Genomic DNA, 19299 nt, shown 5'->3' with positions numbered 1-19299 from the left:
GCACCCAGTACGACAAGCTGACGGTCACCGCCGGTTCGACCACCCTGGCCACGTACTCCAACCTCAACGCGGCCTCCGGATACGTGCAGAAGTCCCTCAGCCTCGGGTCCTTCGCGGGCTCGACCGTCACCCTGAAGTTCAGCGGCGTGGAGGACTCCTCGCTCCAGACCAGCTTCGTCGTCGACGACACCGCCGTCACGACCGGCTGACCCCTCCCGCGCACTGACCGGATCCCGCACCCGGAAGCCGTCCGGGTGCGGGATCCGTACGAGGGCCGGACACGTCATATCGGCACCAAGGGTCCGTTCCCCGACGGAAAGGCGGACACCTCATGCGCCGTACGACGTTCCACCGCGCGTCGCTCGCCACGGCGAGCCTGCTCCTGCTGGCGGGCTGCGGCTCGCAGAGCGGGGGCGGGGACGAGGGCAGTGGCGCGGTGTCCCCGACCCCGGCATCGCCGTCGGTATCAACCTCGGTATCCCCCTCGGTGTCCCCCTCGGCCCCGAGCGCCAGTGGCTCCTCCGCCGGCTGCACGCCCGTGACCTCCGAACTCGGCGCCGCCGACAGCGGCCGTACCTTCTGCCTGGCCCAGGGCGGCACCCTGCGGATCACCCTGGACGGGACCGAGCAGCGCCCCTGGCAGAAGATCGCCGCGGCCGGGGACACGGCCGCCCTCAAGGAGATCAACTACGGCTTCATGCTCCGCGGCGGCGACGCCGGATCCGCCTACCGGGCGGTGGCCGCCGGGACCGTCACCCTCTCCTCCACCCGCCCGCTGTGCGCCGAGCCCACCGCACCCGGCCATGTCTCCTGCAAGGGCCTCCAGGAGTGGCGCGTCACCGTGAGGGTGAACTGAGCCTCAGCCGGCCAGGTGCCGTACCTGGTCCCACAGCACCGGGTCGACCACGCCCACCCGGCGCCGGAACTCCCACACCGCGATCTCCCGCAGCTCGTCCGTCTCCAGGAAGCTCGGCCGGCCCTGGGCGTCCCCGACCGAGCCGGGCGGCAGCGGGATCACCCCGGCGTGCTCGTCGCGGTACTTGCTGGTGATCTTCGCGATCGTCGCCCGGTTGCCGCGCACGGCCAGCACCAGACAGGGCCGGTCCTTGGCGCCGGGACCGTCCTCGTAGGGCACGTTGGCCCACCAGATGTCCCCGGGGTGGGGCCGCCCGGTCTGGCCGCGGGTCCCGCGCGGATGACCCGGCGGCCGGGTGCGGTACCCGCGCGGCCGGTGGCCTCGGCCCCAGCCGTCGACGAGCGTGGCGACCAGCGCCAGCAGGACGACTGCCGCGAGCGCGAGCCACCATGACGTGTCCATACGACGACGTTACCGGCGCGAGATAATCGATGCGCGCCCTTGCGCGATCCTTGTGCGCCCTCAGTCCAGCCGAACCGGTGACAGCACAGGTGAGTTCGCCCACAACGGCCCCTGGCGGAGGAGCGACCGGCTCTTTTGCCCCTTACGCTCGACAAACCGCACGACCCCTGCTCACCCCTTTTTCCCGACTCCAGTTCCCGGTTGTTCCGGGTATTCCGCCAACGGAGGTTTCTGCTTCATGAAGCTCACCGTCGTCGGCTGCTCGGGGTCGTTCCCGTCCGCGGAATCGGCCTGTTCGAGCTACCTCGTAGAGGCCGACGGCTTCCGGCTGCTCCTCGACATGGGCAACGGCGCCCTGGGCGAGTTGCAGCGCCACTGCGGTCTCTACGACCTCGACGCGATCTTCCTGAGCCATCTGCACGCCGACCACTGCATCGACATGTGCGCCTACTTCGTGGCGCGCTACTACCGGCACGACGGCGGCCCGTGCCCCCCGATCCCCGTCTACGGTCCCGAGGGCACCGAGCACCGGCTCACCACCGCCTACGCCGACACCCCCACCGCCTCCTCGATGAGCGAGGTCTTCGACTTCCACACGGTCAAGCCGTCCACGTTCGACATCGGCCCCTTCACGGTCCACACCGAGCGGGTCCGCCACCCGGTGGAGGCGTACGGCATCCGCGTCGAGCACGCCGGGAAGTCCCTGACGTACTCGGGCGACACCGGCGTCACCCCGGCGCTGGAGGACCTGGCCCGGGACACCGACCTGTTCCTGTGCGAGGCCGCCTTCACGCACGGCAAGGAGAACATCCCGGACCTGCACCTCAACGGCCGCGAGGCCGGCGAGGCCGCCGCCCGCGCCGGCGCCCGCAGCCTGGTCCTCACCCACATCCCGCCGTGGACCGACCCCGCCGTCAACCTCGCCGACGCCCGCGAGGTCTTCGACGGCCCCGTGGAACTCGCGGCGCCACGGGCGACGTACGAGATCTGACGCGCGTACGGCGTCCAGGGCCGTACGACGAGAAGGCCCCCGCCGCGCGGCGGGGGCCTTCGTCATGGGTGCTGCCGGACTCACGCCTTCGTGATGTCCTCGACCTCCTCCTCGGGCTCACGGCCCGGGGTGGGGAGGTCGAAGCGGACGATGGCGAAGCGGAAGACGAAGTAGTAGATCGCTCCGAACACCAGGCCGATCGGGATGATCAGCCAGGGCTTGGTCGCCAGGTTCCAGTTGAGGGCGTAGTCGATGACGCCGGCCGAGAAGTTGAAGCCCGCGTGGACGCCCAGGCCCCAGGTGATCGCCATCGACAGGGCGGTCAGGACCGCGTGGATGACGTACAGGAGCGGGGCGATGAACATGAACGAGAACTCGATCGGTTCGGTGACACCCGTCACGAAGGAGGTCAGCGCGAGCGAGATCATCATGCCCGTCACGGCCTTGCGACGCTCAGGGCGAGCGGTGTGCGCCATAGCCATCGCGGCGGCGGGCAGGCCGAACATCATGATCGGGAAGAAGCCGGACATGAACATACCGGCGGTCGGGTCGCCGTGCAGGAAGCGGTTGTAGTCGCCGTTGAAGACCTGACCGGCCGCGTCCTTGAACGAGCCGAGCTGGAACCACGCCACGGTGTTCACGAACTGGTGCATGCCGATCGGGATCAGCGCACGGTTGACCAGACCGAACAGGGCCGAGCCGAAAGCGCCGAGGCCGGTCATCCACTCGCCGAAACTGGTGATGCCGTCGCCGATGGGCTGCCAGACCAGGCAGAAGAAGACGCCGACCAGGGTGCCGACGAAGGCCATCAGGATCGGTACCAGACGGCGGCCGTTGAAGAAGCCGAGCCAGTCCACCAGCTTGGTCCGGTGGAAGCGCTGCCACATCACGGCCGACAGCAGACCCATGACGATGCCGCCCAGGACACCCGGGTTGTTGTACGTGGCCGCGACGATCTGGCCCTTTTCGATGTGCTGTTCCGTCAGCGGAAACGCCTCAAGGACCTTGCTGTAGACCAGGAAGCCGACCAGCGCGGCCAGAGCCGTGGAACCGTCTGACTTCTTGGCGAAGCCGATGGCCACCCCGATGCAGAACAGCATCGGCAGGCTGCCCGTAATGGCCCCGCCGGCGGCGTTGAAAACGGCCGCGACCTTGTCCCAGCCCAGGCCGTCCTTGCCGAAGATGTCGTCCTGGCCGAGCCGGACCATGATGCCCGCCGCCGGGAGCACGGCGATCGGTAGCTGCAGGCTGCGGCCGACCTTCTGCAATCCCTGGAACAGCCCGGATCCCCGCTTCTTCGCGGGGGCCGCCATGGGCGCGGTGGCGGTGCTCATAGACTTCCTCCATCGGTGGTGGTCTACACCACTCAGTGGTGTAGACCTGTTGTACACGATGGGGGAGTTATAAGGAACCCGTCAATTCCGCAACCGCGGCACTACGCCCCGTACCCCATACCGCGACAGGCTGTTCAAGCCTTCGTGACGTCCTCCACCTCGTCCTCCGGTTCCCTGCCCGGGGTCTCCAGATCGAACCGCGTGATGGCGAACCGGAAGATCACGTAGTAGACCGCCGCGAAGCACAGGCCGATCGGCACGATCGCCCAAGGCCGCGTCGCCAGCTTCCAGTTGATGACGTAGTCGATGAGCCCCGCCGAGAAACTGAACCCGTCGTGCACCCCCAGCCCCCACGTCACCGCCATCGACACCCCCGTCAGCAGCGCGTGCGCCACATACAGCAGCGGCGCGATGAACATGAACGAGTACTCGAGCGGCTCGGTGATGCCGGTCACGAACGACGTCAGCGCCACCGACAGCATCAGACCGCCGATCTCCTTGCGCCGGTGCGGCTTTGCGCAGTGCGTGATCGCGAGCGCGGCGGCCGGCAGCGCGAACATCATGATCGGGAAGAACCCCGACGTGAACTGCCCCGCCTGCGGATCACCCGCCAGGAACATGTTGATGTCACCGTGCACCACCGTGCCGTCCGGCGTCGTGTAACTGCCGAACTGGAACCAGATGGGCACGTTCAGGAACTGGTGCAGTCCCACCACCAGCAGCGCCCGGTTCGCGACCCCGAACACCCCCGCACCCCACGCTCCCGCCCCGTGCAACCAGTCGCTGAAGCTCTGTAGCCCGCCGCCGACCGGCGGCCAGACCCACAGGCACAGGATCGCGAACGCGATCGCGACGAACGACATGATGATCGGCACCAGCCGCCGCCCGTTGAAGAACCCCAGCCAGTCCACCAGCCTCGTCCGGTGATACCGGGCCCAGAAGAACGCGGTCAGCAGCCCCAGCGCGATCCCGCCGAAAACCCCCGGATTCTGGAACGTGAACGTCGACACCGTCCCGTCACTCACCTGGCACCCGATCCCGGGCAGCGTCCTCGACCCGCCGGGGCAGTCCTCCGGGAACTGGTGCAGCACCCCGTAATAGACGAGAAAGCCCGCCACCGCCGCCAGCGCCGTCGAACCGTCCGCCTTCTTCGCCATCCCGATCGCGACCCCCACGCAGAACAGCAGCGGCAGCCCGATCGAGCCGTCGAGCAGCGCGCCACCCGCGCCCTTCATCACACGGGAGAGGCCCGTCCAGCCAAGACCCTGGTCGCCGAACACGTCAGGCTGCCCCAGCCGATTGAGGATGCCCGCCGCCGGCAGCACCGCGATCGGCAGCTGAAGACTGCGGCCCATCTTCTGCAGCCCCTGGAAAAGAGCGTGCCACCGCTCCCGCGCGGGACCGACCGTACTGTCGGCGCTGTCGGCACTCATGGACGCGTCCTCCGAGCCGCTCGGCTGTACCGCGGGACCGCCGCGGGGTTTGTCGACCACCCACCAGCTGGTGTAGACCAGTCGGCAGACGGTTCCGCCGCGGTGCTCGCCATCATTCGGCACCCGCGGTACAGCCGCTCGCGAAGATGGGCCAACTGTGGGTTACTGCGACAAAGCGGTTCGGATCAGGGAGAAAGAACATGGCCAGCAAGGCTGAGAAGATCGTCGCCGGCCTCGGCGGAATCGAGAACATCGACGAGATCGAAGGCTGCATCACCCGGCTGCGCACCGAGGTCCACGACGCCTCCAAGGTCGACGACGCCGCCCTGAAGGCCGCAGGCGCCCACGGCGTCGTCAAGATGGGCACCGCCATCCAGGTCGTCATCGGCACCGACGCCGACCCGATCGCCGCGGAGATCGAAGACATGATGTGAGCCCCCGGCACACCGCACAAAAGGGGCTCCTCCCACCGGGGAGGAGCCCCTTCCGCCGCTCCGGATAGGCTCGTCGCCATGTCTCGAATCGACGGCCGCACCCCCGAACAACTCCGCCCGGTCACCATCGAACGCGGCTGGAGCAAGCACGCCGAGGGCTCCGTCCTCGTCTCCTTCGGCGACACCAAGGTCTTCTGCACCGCCTCCGTCACCGAAGGCGTCCCCCGCTGGCGCAAAGGCAGCGGCGAGGGGTGGGTCACCGCCGAGTACGCCATGCTCCCCCGCGCCACCAACACCCGCGGCGACCGCGAGTCCGTCAAGGGCAAGATCGGCGGCCGCACCCACGAGATCTCCCGCCTCATCGGCCGCTCCCTGCGCGCCGTCATCGACTACAAGGCCCTCGGCGAGAACACCGTCGTCCTCGACTGCGACGTCCTCCAGGCCGACGGCGGCACCCGCACCGCCGCCATCACCGGCGCCTACGTCGCCCTCGCCGACGCCGTCACCTGGGCCAGGGAACGCAAGCTCGTCAAGGCCGGCCGCCAGCCCCTGACCGGCACCGTCTCGGCCGTCTCCGTCGGTATCGTCGGCGGAGTGCCCCTCCTCGACCTCTGCTACGAGGAGGACGTCAAGGCCGAGACCGACATGAACGTCGTCTGCACCGGCGACGGCCGCTTCGTCGAGGTCCAGGGCACCGCCGAGGCCGAGCCCTTCGCCCGCGACGAACTCAACGCCCTCCTCGACCTCGCCGTCGCCGGCTGCACCGACCTCGCGGCCATCCAGCGCGCGGCACTCGAAGCCGCCCGCACCGAAAAGTAAAGGGAACCAAAAAAGCCGAGGTGCTGCGGGGCAACCCGGGCGGCCGACCCCGCGTCCCTATCAATACGGGCGCACGGTACGTACAACCGTGCGCCCGGCCAGTCACACCACGGGGAGGAACACCACCATGGCCGCCAGCCGACGCCGAGGCCGTCGCAGCACCGTCATCGCCGCCGTGGCCGCGGCCACCGCACTCACCACCGTCCTGCTCACCGGCTGCGACTCGGTGAACAAGGCCCTGGACTGCGTCCGCACCGCCGACTCCATCGCCGACAGCGTCACCGACCTCCAGCAGGCCGTGGAGAACGCCGCGAACGACCCCACCCAGACCGACGCCTCCCTCGACTCCATCCAGCAGAACCTCAGGAAGATCGGCGACAAGACCGACGACGCCGACGTCAACAAGGCGGTCGACAACCTCCAGAAGGCCGTGGACAACGTCCGCACGGCCGTCAGGAACGGCGACTCGACCCCCGACGTCACCCCGGTCACCGCCGCGGCCGGCGAACTGACCAAGGTCTGCACGCCGTAAACGGGAGTCCGGGCCCTTGGGATACTGCGTGTCATGACGACCCGCCTGATCCTCGCCACCCGCAACGCCGGAAAGATCACTGAGCTGCACTCGATCCTCGCGGCGGCGGGGCTGCCCCACGAACTGGTGGGCGCGGACGCGTACCCCGACCTCCCCGACGTCAAGGAAACAGGCGTCACCTTCGCCGAGAACGCCCTCCTCAAGGCCCACGCCCTCGCCCAGGCAACAGGCCTGCCGGCCGTCGCCGACGACTCCGGCCTCTGCGTCGACGTCCTGGGCGGCGCCCCCGGCATCTTCTCCGCCCGCTGGGCGGGCAAGCACGGCGACGACAAGGCCAACCTGGACCTGTTGCTCGCCCAGCTCGCCGACATCGCCGAGGAACACCGGGGCGCCCACTTCGCGTGCGCGGCGGCGCTCGCACTGCCCGACGGGCGGGAGCGGGTGGTCGAGGGCCGGCTGCGGGGAGTGCTCCGGCACACGCCGACGGGCACGAACGGCTTCGGCTACGACCCGATCCTCCAGCCGGAGGGCGAGACACGCACATGCGCCGAGCTGACCCCTGAGGAGAAGAACGCGATCAGCCACCGAGGCAAGGCGTTCCGGGCGCTGGTTCCGGTGGTGCGGGAGCTGTTGGGGTGAGAACGGAAGAGGGGCCGCCCATGATGGTGGCCCCTCGTGTGTGCGGTCGGTGGGACTCGAACCCACACGGGATTTCTCCCACGGGCACCTAAAACCCGCGCGTATCGCCTATTTCGCCACGACCGCCCCAAAACGGGCATCTTCCGAGCTGCCGTTTTGCTTGGCTCAGTGTACGGGGCCACGTCTTTCTTCGTGTGCCTCCTCGGCACCAGGTGCTCGTGACCGCAGGGCAGTTCGGGCGCGGCAAGCGCAGGGGGAGCGGCTCACACCGGGTCGCCCGGTGTGAGCCGTCAGGGGTGGATCGGGCGGCGGGTCCGTCAGATGCCCAGATCCTTGATGATCTTGGCCACGTGGCCGGTGGCGCGGACGTTGTAGAGGGCGCGTTCGACCTTGCCCTGCTCGTCGACGATGATCGTGGAGCGGATGACGCCCAGGTAGGTCTTGCCGTAGTTCGTCTTCTCGCCGTAGGCGCCGTACGCGTCGAGGACCTTCTTGTCGGGGTCGGCGAGCAGGGTGACCTTGAGGTTCTCCTTCTCGCGGAACTTGCCGAGCTTCTCCGGGGCGTCGGGGGAGATGCCGAGGACGTCGTAGCCCGCGTCGGCGAGGAGGGAGAGGTTGTCGGTGAAGTCGCACGCCTGCTTCGTGCAGCCTGGAGTGAGGGCCGCGGGGTAGAAGTAGACGATGACCTTGCGGCCCTTGTGGGCGGAGAGGGACACCTCGTTGCCGTCGGCGTCGGGGAGGGTGAAGTCGGGGGCTACGTCCCCGGGCTGGAGTCGCTCGCTCATCGCTCTAGCGTAACGGGGGGTCCTGACCGTGCGGCGGCGGCGAGAGCTGACAGACTGTCCAGAACAGGCAGTACGGCAGTACGGCAGACTTCGGAGGGCCCACGGTGGCGGAGACGTCGGACACCAGAACCCCGGCGCAGATCGAGGCGGACATCAGGCGCCGCCGCGAGGTGCTGGCCGAGACGCTGGACGAGATCGGGGTGCGGGTGCATCCGAAGACCATCGTCGGCGATGCGAAAGCCAAGGTCGCGGCCAACATCGATCACACGCTCGGGAGGGCCTACGTCCAGGTCAACCGGGCCGTGAGTGATGTGAAGGCCCAGTTCGTCGATGAGGAGGGCGCGCCGCGGCTGGAGCGGGTCGTGCCGGTCGCCCTCGTCGCCGTGGGCGTGGTCGGGCTGCTGGTCTTCAGCGGTACCCGGCGGCGCAGGAGCTGACCAGAGGCAGGTAGGTTCAAGGCGTGAGCGCCAAGAGAGACGAGCAGAGCAGCGAGCACGACAAGCTGCCGATCCGGATGCTGCACGACCGGGTCCTGGTCAAGCAGGACACCGGGGAGGGCGAGCGGCGGTCGGGCGGAGGCATTCTGATTCCCGCCACGGCGGCCGTCGGGCGCCGGCTGGCGTGGGCCGATGTGGTCGCGGTCGGCCAGAACGTGCGGACGGTGGAGCCCGGTGACCGGGTCCTGTACGACCCGGAGGACCGCGCCGAGGTCGAGGTGCGGGGGGTGGCGTACGTGCTGATGCGCGAGCGCGACCTGCACGCGGTGGCCGCCGACCGGTTCGAGGGCTCGGAGGATTCGACCGGCCTGTACCTCTGATCCAGATGATGCGGATGGTTCAGAGATTCAGCTGATGCAGAGGGCTGAAGGGGCCCGGTGACCGTGGTCACCGGGCCCCTTTGTCATTGAACGAACCCGAACCCGCCTGGGCCGCCGGCTGTCGTGCCGGTGGTGGTGCCGGCGTCGGTGCCTGCCGTCGTCCCGGTACTGGTGCCGCCGGTCGTGGTCCCGGTGGAGGTTCCGGAGTCGGTGCCCGAGGTCGTCGTACCGGACGTGGTGGTGCCGGCGGTCGTCGTACCGGACGTGGTGGTGCCGGCGGTGGTGGAGCCGGCCGTCGTACCGCCGGTGGTGGTGCCGTTGGTGGTGGTGCCGGGGGTGCCGCCGGTGTTCTGGCCGCCGGTGGTGGTGGTGCCGCCGTTGTCCTGGTTCGCGCCGGTGGTGCCGCCGTTGTCCTGGCCTCCGGTGCCCGGGGTGGCCGTGCCCTGGGTGGGCGGGGCCACGGTCTCGGCGCCGGCCTGGAGGTCCAGGTCGAATTCGGAGGCCGTGGTGTTCCGCAGGGCGGCCTTGGTGTACTGCGCCCAGATCTCGGTCGGGGCCCCGCCGCCGTTGATGCGGGGCAGGCCGAGCGCGCCGTACAGCGACTTGTGGGCGGCCGTGACCGGGTCCTGGCCCATCACGGAGACGACGGTGGCGAGGTCGGGGGTGTAGCCCGCGAACCAGGCGGCGGTGTCCTCCTCGGCGGTGCCGGTCTTGCCGGCGGCCGGGCGGTCCGCGGTCTGGGCGGCGGTGGCGGTGCCGTTGTCGACCACGCTCTGCAGGACGGAGGTGGTGGTGTCGGCGGCCTGCCGGCTGACGGCCTGCTTGGTCGTCGACTCCGGCAGCTTGATGTCCTGCGTACCGTCCCTCGTGATCTTCTCGACCATCGTGTACGTGCCGTGCTTGCCGTGGTTGGCGAGCGTGGCGTACGCCTCCGCCATGTCGAGGACGCTGGCGGTGGCGGTGCCGAGGGCGATGGACGGGTAGGGCTGGAGGTCCTTGGTGTCGGCGGGGATGCCCAGGTCGACCGCGGTCTGCTTGACCTTGGAGGGGCCGACGTCGACGGCCATCTGCGCGTACACCGAGTTCACGGAGAGGTCGGTGGCCTTGCGGACGGTGATCTGGCCGTACGACTTCCCGTCCTCGTTCTCCGGCGCGTAGGTACCGCCGGGCCAGCCCTGGACGGCGCGCTTGTCGGTGCCGTCGTAGTAGGTGTTCGGGGTGATGGTCTGGCCGGACTGGGTGGTGGAGCCGTTGTCGACGGCGGAGGCGAAGACAAAGGGCTTGAAGGTGGAGCCGACCTGGAAGTCACCGCGGGTCGCGCCGTTGGTGTACTGCTTCACGTAGTCGATGCCGCCGTACATGGCGACGACCTGGCCGGTCTTCGGGTCGACGGAGGCGCCGCCGGCCCGCACGTAGGTGTCGACCTTGTTCTTCTTGTCCAGCTTGGACATCAGTTTGTCGTCGACCGCCTTCACGAAGGCGTTCTGCTTGGACTTCTGCAAGGTGGTGGTGATGCGGTAGCCGCCGGCCTCCAGGGAGTCCGAGTCGACGATCTTGTTCTTGATCAGGTAGTCGTTGACCGCGTTGACGATGTAGCCGCGCTGTCCGGACATGCCGGTGGAGACGGTCTGCTCCCTGGGCATCGGGAACTTCATGGCGGCCCGCTCGGACTCGCTGAGCCAGCCCTTCTTGACCATGCCGTCGAGGACGTAGTTCCAGCGGGCGACGGCCGCGGCCTTGTTCTCGGGGTGGGCGACGACGTCGTACTCGCTGGGCGCGTTGACGAGCGCGGCGAGGTAGGCGGCGCGGGCCGGGTCGAGGTCGGTGGCGTCCTTGCCGTAGTAGGCCTGGGCGGCGGCCTGGATGCCGTAGGCGTTGCGGCCGAAGTAGCTGGTGTTGAGGTAGCCCTCCAGGATCTCGTTCTTGGACTCGCTGCGGTCCAGCTTGATCGCGACGAACACCTCCTTCACCTTGCGGGTGACGGTCTGCTCCTGCGCGAGGTAGTAGTTCTTCACGTACTGCTGGGTGATCGTCGAGCCGGACTGGGTGCCCTTGCCGGTCGCGGTGTTCCAGGCGGCGCGCAGCATGGCCTTGGGGTCGACGGCGGACTCGGTGTAGAAGTCCCGGTCCTCGGCGGCGAGCACGGCGTGCTGGGCGTCCTTGGAGACCTGGGCGAGGGTCACGTTCTCCCGGTTGACCTCGCCGTCGCGGGCGAGCTGGGAGCCGTCGGCGTACAGGTACACGTTGGACTGCTTGGTGGCGAACGCGTTGGCCGCCGGGATCTTCACCATCGAGTAGCCGAGGAAGAACAGGCCGATCAGCAGCAGTACGCCGATCACGAAGGTGCCGAGCAGCATCCGCCAGGTCGGGAGGATCCGCCGCCACCCGGTCCGCTTGGGCCGCTTCATCTTCTTCCCGCCCCCCTTCGTCTCCACGCTCGCCACGCCGGCCGCGGGCGGCTCCGCCCGGGGCGCGGGGATCGGGGCCGGGGCAGGTGCCTGTGCCGCGGCGGGTGGCACCGCCTTCGGCGCCCTGATCGCCGCGAGCTGCCGTGTCTGCGTGTCCTGCGTGTCCTGCGTGTTCGCCGTGTCCTGAGTGTTCTTTGCGTCCTGTCTGTCCTGCGGGTTCTGGCCGTCCTGCCGGTCCTGCCGGTTCCCGGCCGCGTTCTGCCCGTTCCCGGCCGCCGCGGGCGGCCGCGCGTTCGGCACCGTGATCGCGGTGAGCTGGCGCGTCTCGGTGTCCTCGGCCGCCGGCCGCGGCCGGGCGATCTTCTTCTCGCCCGCTCCCGGCCGCCGCTGCTCCGTCCTCGCCTGCTCGGCCTGCTCGGCCGCCGCCGGCGGCTCCGGCTTCTTCGGTTCCTTCGGCTCGGCCCCCCGCTGCGGCGGGGTCTGCTTCTCCTCGGCCGCGGCCGGCGGCTCCGTCGGGCCTCCGCCGCCCTGGTTCGGCTGTTGCGGCTGCGGCTCGTCGCTCATCTCGTGCACGGACTCCTGTTTCGCGTCGTACATCGTTCCCGTACGACCTCGTACGCTTCTGCGCCCCCTGTTGAAGACTCTCGCACCGTGCGTTCCGTTCCCGGATTCCGGCACGCTTCGGTCACGGAAATTGCGTGGCCTGCGATGTCGTCGGCGCAGTAGGCTCCTGCGCTTCGGTGTCGGGCGGTCCGGGAGGTCGGTTGGCGTGGGTGCGGGACGGTTGTACACGGCCGTCGCGGCGGGGGGTTTCCGACGGTACGCGACGTATCGGGCTGCCACTGCCGCCGGGGTGTTCACCAACACGGCCTTCGGGATCATCCTCGTCTACACGTACTTGGCGCTGTGGGACGAGAAACCGCACCTCGGAGGCTATGACCAGGCGCAGGCGGTCACCTATGTGTGGCTCGGGCAGTGCCTGTACGCCACGCTCGCGATCCAGGGCGGGGGCGCGGAAAAGGACCTGATGGAGCGTATCCGTACGGGCGCGATCGCGATCGACCTGTACCGTCCGGCCGATCTTCAACTGTGGTGGCTGGCGACCGATCTGGGCCGCTCGCTGTTCCAGTTGCTGGGACGGGGCGTGATCCCCTTCCTGGTCGGCGCGGTGTTCTTCCCGATGGCGCTGCCCGCGGACGCCGGTACCTGGGCCGCCTTCCTGGTCGCGCTGTTCCTCGCGATGCTCGTCAGCTTCGGCATCCGCTACCTGGTCGCGCTGAGCGTGTTCTGGCTGCTGGACGGCACGGGCGTCAACCAGGTCATGATGATCACGGGGGTCTTCTTCTCGGGGATGACCCTGCCGCTGAACGTCTTCCCGGGCGGCTTCGGCGAGGTGGTGCGCGTCCTGCCGTGGGCGGCGCAGTTGCAGATGCCCGCGGACGTGCTGATGGGGGAGACCGGGTTGGCGGGGGCGTTCGCCTTCCAGGCCGCGTGGGCGGTGGCGCTGCTGACGGCGGGCCGGCTGCTGCAGACGGCGGCGACGCGACGGGTGGTGGTGCAGGGTGGGTGAGCGTGTGCCGGACGGGCGGCGCGGGGCGGCTGGGCCCGCTCCGGGCAGGTGGCGCGAGGCGGCTGAGCGCGTGCCGTACGAGCGGCGCGGGGCGGGGGAGCGGGCCCGGGACGGGCTGCGGGCGTACCGGCTGATCGCCGGGATGTGGATCCGTTCCACGATGACCTACCGGACGTCCTTCGCCCTCACGATGGCCGGGAACCTGGTGGTGACCGGGCTGGACTTCGCCACGATCCTGCTGATGTTCTCGCAGGTCGACTCGCTCGGCGGCTGGTCGCTGCCCGAGGTCTGCTTCCTGTACGGCCTGTCGGCGACCGCGTTCGGCGTCGCCGACCTGGTGCTGGGCTCGATGGACGTGCTGGGCGCCCGGATCCGCGACGGCTCCTTCGACACGTTGCTGGTCCGGCCGGCCCCGGTGCTCGCCCAGATCGGCGCGGACCGCTTCGCGCTGCGCCGCCTGGGCCGGATCACCCAGGGCGCGGTGGTGCTGGGCTGGTCGCTGGTCTCCGTCGACGTCGACTGGACACCGGCGAAGGTGCTGCTGGTCCCCCTGATGCTGGCCGCCGGCGCGGCGATCTTCTGCGCGCTGTTCGTGGCGGGCGCGGCCTTCCAGTTCCTGGCGCAGGACGCGGCGGAGGTGCAGAACGCGTTCACATACGGCGGTACGACGCTGCTCCAGTACCCGCCGACGGTGTTCGGGAAGGACTTCGTGCGCGGGGTGACGTTCATGCTGCCGCTGGCCTTCGTCAACTGGGTGCCGGCCGCGTACGTGCTGGGTCGGCCGTATCCGCTGCGGCTGCCGGTGTGGACGGCGTGGTCGGCGCCGCTGGTGGCGGTGGTCTGCTGCGCGCTGGCGGGTCTGGCCTGGCGGGCAGGCCTCAAGGCGTATCGAAGTACGGGAAGTTGATCTGATGATCGGGGCGCAGGGAGCTGATCTGATGTCGGACGTGTTCATCGAGGTCGACGAGGTGGAGAAGGTCTTCGAGGTCCGCAAGAAGACCGGGTTCCTGAAACGGGAACGGCGCGAGGTACGGGCGGTCGACTCGCTCTCCTTCACGGTGGCGCGCGGCGAGATGGTCGGCTACATCGGCCCGAACGGCGCCGGCAAGTCGACCACGATCAAGATGCTCACGGGCATCCTCACCCCGAGCGGGGGCCGGCTCAGGGTGGCCGGCATCGACCCGTCCCGCGAGCGCACCCGCCTGGCCCACCGCATCGGCGTGGTCTTCGGCCAGCGCACGACGCTGTGGTGGGACCTCCCGCTGATCGACTCCTACCGCCTGATGCACCGCATGTACCGCATCCCTGACGCCCGTTACGCCGAGAACCTGGACCGCCTGGTAGAACTCCTGTCCCTGGAAGACCTGTTGGACGTCCCGGTACGGCAGCTCTCGCTCGGGCAGCGGATGCGCGGCGACATCGTGGCGGCGCTGCTGCACGACCCGGACGTCCTCTACCTCGACGAGCCGACGATCGGCCTCGACGTGATCTCGAAGGCCAAGGTCCGCACCTTCCTCCGCGAACTGAACACCGAACGCGGCACCACGGTCCTGCTCACGACCCACGACCTCCAGGACATCGAGCAGTTGTGCTCCCGTGTGATGGTCATCGACCGCGGGCGGCTGATGTACGACGGTCCGCTCGCCGGCCTGCACGAGGCGGGGGAGAGCGAGCGCACCCTCGTGGTCGACCTGGAACGGGAGCTCCCGCCGATCGACGCCGGCCCGGCGGCGCGGGTGGTGAAGGTGGAGGGCCCCAGGCAGTGGCTGGCGTTCCCGGCCGCGGAGTCGGCGGCGCCGCTGGTGGCGCGGATCGCGGCGGAGTACCCCTTGCTGGACCTGTCCGTCCGGGAGCCGGACATCGAGACGGTCATCGCGGCCATGCTGTATCCGATCGGGGACACCGCCGAGCCCCCGTCGGAGCGGCCGACGGCATAGTCCCGGGCGCCGGGAACTCGTAGTCTGCACTCCATGACCGACGATGCCCCGGAGCTGCGCGCCTCCGACGCCGATCGTGAACGAGTCGCCGAGATCCTCAGGGACGCCCTCGCGGAGGGGCGGCTCGACATGGGGGAGTTCGAGGAGCGGCTGGAGGCGACGTACCAGGCCCGTACCTACGGTGAGCTGGCGCCCCTCACGAGGGACCTGCCCGCGGCGGGCGCGTCGCCGGCCGTGTCGTTCAGCAAGGCTCCGGCGGAGAAAGGGAGTTGGCGGAGCCGGATCGTCGGCGGCGAGGGTTCGTCGACGTGGGCGATGGCCGTGATGTCCGGGTTCCAGCGCAAGGGACGCTGGACGGTGCCGAAGCGGTTCACCGGCTTCACCTTCATGGGCGGCGGCGAGATCGACCTGCGCGAGGCGAACTTCGCGGACGGCGAGGTCGAGCTCAACTGCATCGCGATCATGGGCGGGATCAGCGTGGTCGTGCCGCCGGGCGTCGAGGTGGTGATGCGGGGCATCGCCGTCATGGGCGGCTTCGACCACTACGAGGAGGAGACCCCGCCCGACCCGGACGCCCCCAGGGTGATCGTGACGGGCCTCGCCTTCTGGGGCGGCGTCGAGGTGCAGCACAAGGTCACCAAGGCGGAACGCCAGCGCCTGAAGGAGGAACGCCGCCAGGAGCGGCTGGACCGCGGGTCGGTCCGGCACGAACTGCACGAGGCCCGGCACGAGTGGCGCGAGCAGCGTCGCGAGGAGCGCCGCGAGGAGCGGGATCGGCGCAGGCGCGGCGACCGCTGAAGACGGCTGCTCGGGCACGGCGACCGCTGAATGCGGCTGCTCGGGCACGGCGGCTGTTGAGCCGCGGCGGTTGTTGAGGCACCGCCCCCGCAGCGGCGCACCCCGGTGCCGAAGGCGCGGCGGTTGCCGAGCGGCCCGCGTTCGGCGCGTACGCGAACGGGCGGCGTGCTCCGACGAGTCGCCGGGGTACGCCGCCCTCGCGAGGCCCGTGCCGTGGAGCGCGCCGTGGGGCGCGCCGTGCGGCGCCGGCCGGGGATTCAGAGGCTGCGGGCGGTGATGTCGCCCTGGGAGGTGGTGGCGCGGATGTCGAGCTCGGCGGTGCCGTCGTTCTTGAGGGCGTTGCTGACCCGGCCGTGGCCGGTGCCGGCGTCGAGAGCGGCCGAGACGCCGGCGGCGGCGGTCACCGTGATGTCGCCGGACTGGGTGCTCAGCACGACCGTGCCGCGCAGGGCCTCGGCGATCCGGATGTCACCCCGGGCGGTGCTGATCTCCGCGTCGCCGCCCAGCCGGCCGACCTCGACATCGCCGTCGACCGCGGTGAGGCGGAGGCTCGCGGCCTCGTCGATCTTTGTCTGGCGGTACGCGCCTTGGAAGGTCACGTCGCCGAGGCGGCCGACACCGCGGAGCTCGGCGCCGGCGGCCTTGCCCTCGACCCGGGAGCCGGCGGGCAGCTGGACGGTCACCTCGACGGATCCGGAGGGGCCGAAGAGCTGGTTCTTCGCCTCCTTCGCGGCGATCCGCAGCACACCGTCGGCGTAGCCGACCTCGATCTGCTCGGCCGCCCTCACGTCGCGGCTCCTGGCGGCGTCGGCGGGCAGGACCTCGACCGTGGTGTCGGTCCGGTCGGCGGCGATGAACCGGATCTGGCCCGCGGGGATGTCGAGGACGGCGGAGACCGGGGCGGGGGTGTCGAACTTCTGCATCGTGCGCTCCTTCGATCCGTTGTTTCCGATGACGGAAACGCTACGTTGCGTTCATGAATGAGGCAACGTACTCGTTGCGCAGAAATTGCATCCTCACAGCTCAGAGCAGATAATTCGTTGCAATGCCTATGAATCTAACGCAACGAAAGCTTCTCGGTTCGTTGCAATGAATTGAAGGTGAACGCTATGCTGGCGGCACTGAGGGAGCACAGAGGAGGCCGTGATGCCGGGAGGCAGGCTCACCCAGCAGGAGCGTCAGCAGATCGCGGCGGGCCTGGCCGACGGCCTCGCCTACGCGGAGATCGCCAGACGGCTCGACCGCCCCACCTCGACGATCACCCGTGAGGTCATGCGCAACGGCGGACCCGTCGCCTACCGCCCCGAGATCGCCCACCGGGCCACCGAGCACCGCGCCCACCGCCGCCGGCAGACCGCGCCCCGGGAGGCGAGGACGGCGCCGGCGCCCCACGGGCGCGACACCGAGGCCGTACGCGCCTACGAGGAGGCCTTCACCACCGTCTTCATGCAACAGGGCCTGCCCAAGATGGCGTCCCGGGTGCTGACCTGCCTCTACACCACCGACACGGGCAGCGTCACCGCGTCCGAACTCGTCCAGCGCCTCCAGGTCAGCCCGGCGACCGTCTCCAAGACGGTCGCCCTCCTGGAGACCATGGGCCTGGTCCGCCGGGAGCGCGACGAGCGCCGCCGCGAACGCTACGTCGTCGACAACGACGTCTGGTACCAGGGGATGATCGCCAGCGCCCGGTCCCACGCCCAGCTCGCCGAGACGGCACGGCAGGGCGTCGGCGTCCTCGGCCCCGGCACCCCGGCCGCCGTCCGCCTGGAGAACATCGCCCGCTTCGTGGACTTCGTCGGCGAGAGCATGGCCCGCGCCGCCGAACAGGCCCGGGACATCCTCTGGGCGAAACCCGGCCCCGCCCCGCAGGACACCGCCGAGCCCGGTTCGGACCGCTGACCCAACGGCTGGCCCGCCGACGGGGCCGCCGACGGGGCCGCCTGCGGAACGTCCCGACGAAATTTCCCGGACGGACAGCCGGCGGGAACTCTCGTCCCGTCCCGGGAGTAGGTCAGGAAGGGACAATATGTGCGGGATCACCGCGAGGGTGAAACCGGCTGCGAACGGGTGGAGCAGATGGTGGAACGTACGGGAACGGCGGACCGCGACGGCGGTGCGGACGCTCCGGTGACCGGCCGGACGGCCGCCACCGGCTCCCCGCCGTCCTACAAGTCCATGAACGCCTTCACACCCGCCGACGAGGAGCGCCAGGCCGGCGTCCGGCGTATGAAGCGCACGGCCACCGGCCTGCTGCTGCTCGTCGCCCTGGTGTACGCGCTGGCCAAGTGGGCGTCCGGCGCGGGCGCCGGCCCCTGGGCGGACTACGTGGCCGCGGCCGCCGAGGCCGGCATGGTCGGCGCGCTCGCCGACTGGTTCGCGGTGACGGCGATCTTCCGTCACCCCCTCGGCGTGCCCATCCCGCACACCGCGATCATCCCCCACAAGAAGGACCAGCTCGGCGTCTCCCTCGGCGAGTTCGTCGGCGAGAACTTCCTCTCCCACGACGTCGTACGGCAGCGGCTGCGCGCCGTGGGCATCGGCAGCCGGCTCGGTGCCTGGCTGGCGGAGCCGAAGAACGCCGACCGGGTCACCGCCGAGCTGGCGACCGCGCTGCGCGGCGCCCTGGCCGTGCTGCGGGACTCAGACGTCCAGGCGGTGGTCGGCGAGGCGATCACGCGGCGCGCCGACGCCCAGGAGATCGCCCCCGGCATCGGCAAGATGCTGGAGCGGGTGGTCGCCGACGGCGGCCACAAGCGGGTCGTGGACCTCGTCGTCAGCCGGGCGCACGACTGGCTGGTGCTGCACGGGGACTCCGTGATGGACGCCGTCCAGGGCGGCGCGCCCGGCTGGACGCCCCGGTTCGTCGACCGCCGGGTCGGCGAGCGCGTCTACAAGGAGCTGCTGCGCTTCTGCACGGAGATGCGCGACATGCCGTCCCACCCGGCCCGCGGCGCCCTCGACCGCTTCCTCTCGGACTTCGCGAACGACCTCCAGTCCGACACCGACACCCGCGCCCGTGTCGAGCGGCTCAAGGGCGAGGTGCTGGGCCGCGGCGAGGTGCAGGACCTGATCGCGTCCGCCTGGACGGCCGTACGATCCATGATCGTCGCGGCGGCCGAGGACGAGCGCAGCGAACTGCGGCTGCGCGTCCGCGCCTCCCTGATCTCCCTGGGCGCCCGGATGGCCACCGAGGCCAAGGTCCAGGACAAGGTGGACAGCTGGGTCGAGGGCGCGGCCGTGCACGTCGTGACGACGTACCGCACGGAGATCACGTCCCTGATCACCGACACGGTGGCCGGCTGGGACGCCGAGCACACCACCCGGAAGATCGAGGCGCACATCGGCCGCGACCTGCAGTTCATCCGGATCAACGGCACGGTGGTGGGGTCGCTGGCCGGGGTGCTGATCTTCACGGTGTCGCGCGCGCTGGGGGCGTAAGGCGCCCGGAGCCGGGCACACGGCCTTCGGTTCCGGTTCTCTCCCG

General features: G+C 70.1%; 20 protein-coding genes, 1 tRNA gene and 1 pseudogene. 15 read left to right on the top strand and 7 right to left on the bottom strand.

What is annotated here, in order from left to right; all coding sequences use genetic code 11:
- Both AB0P24_RS04405 and AB0P24_RS04400 read left to right on the top strand, forming a co-directional pair.
- Window positions 1-209: pseudogene (locus tag AB0P24_RS04405) on the top strand (hypothetical protein); the annotation flags it as partial.
- 329 nt (window positions 210-538) lie between these two features.
- Window positions 539-856 (top strand): hypothetical protein, encoded by a 318-nt coding sequence (locus AB0P24_RS04400; RefSeq protein WP_365790655.1) that lies wholly within the window; start codon window positions 539-541, stop codon window positions 854-856.
- 3 nt (window positions 857-859) lie between these two features.
- Here the strand turns inward: AB0P24_RS04400 and AB0P24_RS04395 are convergent, their stop codons facing one another.
- Complete coding sequence (locus AB0P24_RS04395) at window positions 860-1318, bottom strand: type II toxin-antitoxin system PemK/MazF family toxin (protein WP_365790654.1); 459 nt, start codon at window positions 1316-1318, stop codon at window positions 860-862.
- Between the two features lie 238 nt (window positions 1319-1556).
- Between AB0P24_RS04395 and AB0P24_RS04390 the strand changes: the two genes are divergently transcribed.
- Window positions 1557-2309, top strand: coding sequence for an MBL fold metallo-hydrolase (locus AB0P24_RS04390; RefSeq protein ID WP_365790653.1), 753 nt, complete (start codon window positions 1557-1559; stop codon window positions 2307-2309).
- A gap of 80 nt (window positions 2310-2389) precedes the next feature.
- On the opposite strand, the gene AB0P24_RS04385 is transcribed toward AB0P24_RS04390, so the two are convergent.
- Window positions 2390-3643, bottom strand: a complete 1254-nt coding sequence (locus AB0P24_RS04385) for a PTS transporter subunit EIIC (protein WP_365790652.1) — start codon at window positions 3641-3643, stop codon at window positions 2390-2392.
- Between the two features lie 134 nt (window positions 3644-3777).
- Window positions 3778-5076 carry a PTS transporter subunit EIIC gene (locus AB0P24_RS04380; RefSeq protein WP_365790651.1) on the bottom strand — a complete coding sequence of 433 codons (1299 nt, stop codon included), beginning with the start codon at window positions 5074-5076 and terminating at the stop codon, window positions 3778-3780.
- 200 nt (window positions 5077-5276) lie between these two features.
- On the opposite strand from AB0P24_RS04380, the gene AB0P24_RS04375 reads away from it, so the two are divergent.
- From AB0P24_RS04375 to rdgB, 4 genes are all read left to right on the top strand, one after another.
- Window positions 5277-5510, top strand: coding sequence for a glucose PTS transporter subunit EIIB (locus tag AB0P24_RS04375; RefSeq protein WP_234544142.1), 234 nt, complete (start codon window positions 5277-5279; stop codon window positions 5508-5510).
- Between the two features lie 78 nt (window positions 5511-5588).
- A complete protein-coding gene (gene rph / locus AB0P24_RS04370) occupies window positions 5589-6329 on the top strand; it encodes a ribonuclease PH (RefSeq protein WP_234544143.1) in 741 nt (246 codons plus the stop codon).
- Window positions 6330-6456: 127 nt separating this feature from the next.
- A complete protein-coding gene (locus tag AB0P24_RS04365; protein ID WP_365790650.1) occupies window positions 6457-6861 on the top strand; it encodes a hypothetical protein in 405 nt (134 codons plus the stop codon).
- A gap of 33 nt (window positions 6862-6894) precedes the next feature.
- Window positions 6895-7500 carry an RdgB/HAM1 family non-canonical purine NTP pyrophosphatase gene (gene rdgB, locus AB0P24_RS04360; RefSeq protein ID WP_365790649.1) on the top strand — a complete coding sequence of 202 codons (606 nt, stop codon included), beginning with the start codon at window positions 6895-6897 and terminating at the stop codon, window positions 7498-7500.
- Window positions 7501-7541: 41 nt separating this feature from the next.
- Here rdgB and AB0P24_RS04355 read toward each other — a convergent pair.
- Both AB0P24_RS04355 and bcp read right to left on the bottom strand, forming a co-directional pair.
- Window positions 7542-7626, bottom strand: a tRNA-Leu gene (locus AB0P24_RS04355).
- A gap of 191 nt (window positions 7627-7817) precedes the next feature.
- Window positions 7818-8285: a thioredoxin-dependent thiol peroxidase gene (gene bcp / locus AB0P24_RS04350; RefSeq protein WP_365790648.1), complete on the bottom strand. Its 468-nt coding sequence runs from the start codon at window positions 8283-8285 to the stop codon at window positions 7818-7820.
- 104 nt (window positions 8286-8389) lie between these two features.
- On the opposite strand from bcp, the gene AB0P24_RS04345 reads away from it, so the two are divergent.
- Both AB0P24_RS04345 and AB0P24_RS04340 read left to right on the top strand, forming a co-directional pair.
- A complete protein-coding gene (locus AB0P24_RS04345) occupies window positions 8390-8722 on the top strand; it encodes a DUF3618 domain-containing protein (RefSeq protein WP_365790647.1) in 333 nt (110 codons plus the stop codon).
- Window positions 8723-8745: 23 nt separating this feature from the next.
- Window positions 8746-9102: a co-chaperone GroES gene (locus AB0P24_RS04340; RefSeq protein ID WP_234544147.1), complete on the top strand. Its 357-nt coding sequence runs from the start codon at window positions 8746-8748 to the stop codon at window positions 9100-9102.
- Window positions 9103-9185: 83 nt separating this feature from the next.
- Here the strand turns inward: AB0P24_RS04340 and AB0P24_RS04335 are convergent, their stop codons facing one another.
- Window positions 9186-11510 (bottom strand): transglycosylase domain-containing protein, encoded by a 2325-nt coding sequence (locus tag AB0P24_RS04335; protein ID WP_365790688.1) that lies wholly within the window; start codon window positions 11508-11510, stop codon window positions 9186-9188.
- A gap of 784 nt (window positions 11511-12294) precedes the next feature.
- Here AB0P24_RS04335 and AB0P24_RS04330 point away from each other — a divergent pair.
- The 4 genes from AB0P24_RS04330 to AB0P24_RS04315 all read left to right on the top strand — a co-directional run bounded on the left by AB0P24_RS04330 (window position 12295) and on the right by AB0P24_RS04315 (window position 15815).
- Entirely contained in the window at window positions 12295-13080 is a 786-nt protein-coding gene (locus AB0P24_RS04330; RefSeq protein ID WP_365790687.1) for an ABC-2 family transporter protein, read from the top strand.
- Between the two features lie 142 nt (window positions 13081-13222).
- Complete coding sequence (locus AB0P24_RS04325; protein ID WP_365790686.1) at window positions 13223-13987, top strand: ABC transporter permease; 765 nt, start codon at window positions 13223-13225, stop codon at window positions 13985-13987.
- A gap of 31 nt (window positions 13988-14018) precedes the next feature.
- On the top strand, window positions 14019-15017 hold the full coding sequence (locus tag AB0P24_RS04320; protein WP_365790646.1) for an ATP-binding cassette domain-containing protein: 999 nt from the start codon (window positions 14019-14021) through the stop codon (window positions 15015-15017).
- A gap of 33 nt (window positions 15018-15050) precedes the next feature.
- On the top strand, window positions 15051-15815 hold the full coding sequence (locus AB0P24_RS04315) for a DUF1707 domain-containing protein (protein ID WP_365790645.1): 765 nt from the start codon (window positions 15051-15053) through the stop codon (window positions 15813-15815).
- 257 nt (window positions 15816-16072) lie between these two features.
- On the opposite strand, the gene AB0P24_RS04310 is transcribed toward AB0P24_RS04315, so the two are convergent.
- The gene (locus AB0P24_RS04310) at window positions 16073-16738 is read right to left on the bottom strand and encodes a DUF4097 family beta strand repeat-containing protein (protein ID WP_365790644.1); all 666 of its coding nucleotides are present in this window, start codon (window positions 16736-16738) and stop codon (window positions 16073-16075) included.
- Window positions 16739-16961: 223 nt separating this feature from the next.
- Between AB0P24_RS04310 and AB0P24_RS04305 the strand changes: the two genes are divergently transcribed.
- Together AB0P24_RS04305 and AB0P24_RS04300 are read left to right on the top strand one after the other, a co-directional pair.
- Window positions 16962-17714, top strand: coding sequence for a helix-turn-helix domain-containing protein (locus AB0P24_RS04305; RefSeq protein WP_365790643.1), 753 nt, complete (start codon window positions 16962-16964; stop codon window positions 17712-17714).
- A 276-nt stretch (window positions 17715-17990) separates the two neighbouring features.
- The gene (locus tag AB0P24_RS04300) at window positions 17991-19253 is read left to right on the top strand and encodes a DUF445 domain-containing protein (RefSeq protein WP_365790685.1); all 1263 of its coding nucleotides are present in this window, start codon (window positions 17991-17993) and stop codon (window positions 19251-19253) included.
- The last annotated feature ends 46 nt before the right edge of the window (window positions 19254-19299 follow it).

It is taken from the genome of Streptomyces sp. NPDC086519, from assembly GCF_040686075.1.
In the GTDB taxonomy this organism is placed as follows: Bacteria; Actinomycetota; Actinomycetes; order Streptomycetales; family Streptomycetaceae; genus Streptomyces; species Streptomyces shenzhenensis.
This window is presented reverse-complemented; position numbering and strand designations above follow the sequence as displayed.

What these genes read in the sequence shown, in the direction of transcription:
- AB0P24_RS04375 (WP_234544142.1), top strand. Translation starts at nt 5,277, where the DNA reads ATGGCCAGCAAGGCTGAGAAGATCGTCGCCGGCCTCGGCGGAATCGAG.
- AB0P24_RS04365 (WP_365790650.1), top strand. Translation starts at nt 6,457, where the DNA reads ATGGCCGCCAGCCGACGCCGAGGCCGTCGCAGCACCGTCATCGCCGCC.
- AB0P24_RS04305 (WP_365790643.1), top strand. Translation starts at nt 16,962, where the DNA reads ATGCCGGGAGGCAGGCTCACCCAGCAGGAGCGTCAGCAGATCGCGGCG.
- AB0P24_RS04300 (WP_365790685.1), top strand. Translation starts at nt 17,991, where the DNA reads ATGAACGCCTTCACACCCGCCGACGAGGAGCGCCAGGCCGGCGTCCGG.
- rdgB (WP_365790649.1), top strand. Translation starts at nt 6,895, where the DNA reads ATGACGACCCGCCTGATCCTCGCCACCCGCAACGCCGGAAAGATCACT.
- AB0P24_RS04335 (WP_365790688.1), bottom strand. Translation starts at nt 11,510, where the DNA reads ATGAAGCGGCCCAAGCGGACCGGGTGGCGGCGGATCCTCCCGACCTGG.
- AB0P24_RS04390 (WP_365790653.1), top strand. Translation starts at nt 1,557, where the DNA reads ATGAAGCTCACCGTCGTCGGCTGCTCGGGGTCGTTCCCGTCCGCGGAA.
- AB0P24_RS04315 (WP_365790645.1), top strand. Translation starts at nt 15,051, where the DNA reads ATGACCGACGATGCCCCGGAGCTGCGCGCCTCCGACGCCGATCGTGAA.
- AB0P24_RS04385 (WP_365790652.1), bottom strand. Translation starts at nt 3,643, where the DNA reads ATGAGCACCGCCACCGCGCCCATGGCGGCCCCCGCGAAGAAGCGGGGA.
- rph (WP_234544143.1), top strand. Translation starts at nt 5,589, where the DNA reads ATGTCTCGAATCGACGGCCGCACCCCCGAACAACTCCGCCCGGTCACC.
- AB0P24_RS04380 (WP_365790651.1), bottom strand. Translation starts at nt 5,076, where the DNA reads ATGAGTGCCGACAGCGCCGACAGTACGGTCGGTCCCGCGCGGGAGCGG.
- AB0P24_RS04310 (WP_365790644.1), bottom strand. Translation starts at nt 16,738, where the DNA reads ATGCAGAAGTTCGACACCCCCGCCCCGGTCTCCGCCGTCCTCGACATC.
- AB0P24_RS04395 (WP_365790654.1), bottom strand. Translation starts at nt 1,318, where the DNA reads ATGGACACGTCATGGTGGCTCGCGCTCGCGGCAGTCGTCCTGCTGGCG.
- AB0P24_RS04320 (WP_365790646.1), top strand. Translation starts at nt 14,019, where the DNA reads ATGTCGGACGTGTTCATCGAGGTCGACGAGGTGGAGAAGGTCTTCGAG.
- AB0P24_RS04325 (WP_365790686.1), top strand. Translation starts at nt 13,223, where the DNA reads ATGTGGATCCGTTCCACGATGACCTACCGGACGTCCTTCGCCCTCACG.
- bcp (WP_365790648.1), bottom strand. Translation starts at nt 8,285, where the DNA reads ATGAGCGAGCGACTCCAGCCCGGGGACGTAGCCCCCGACTTCACCCTC.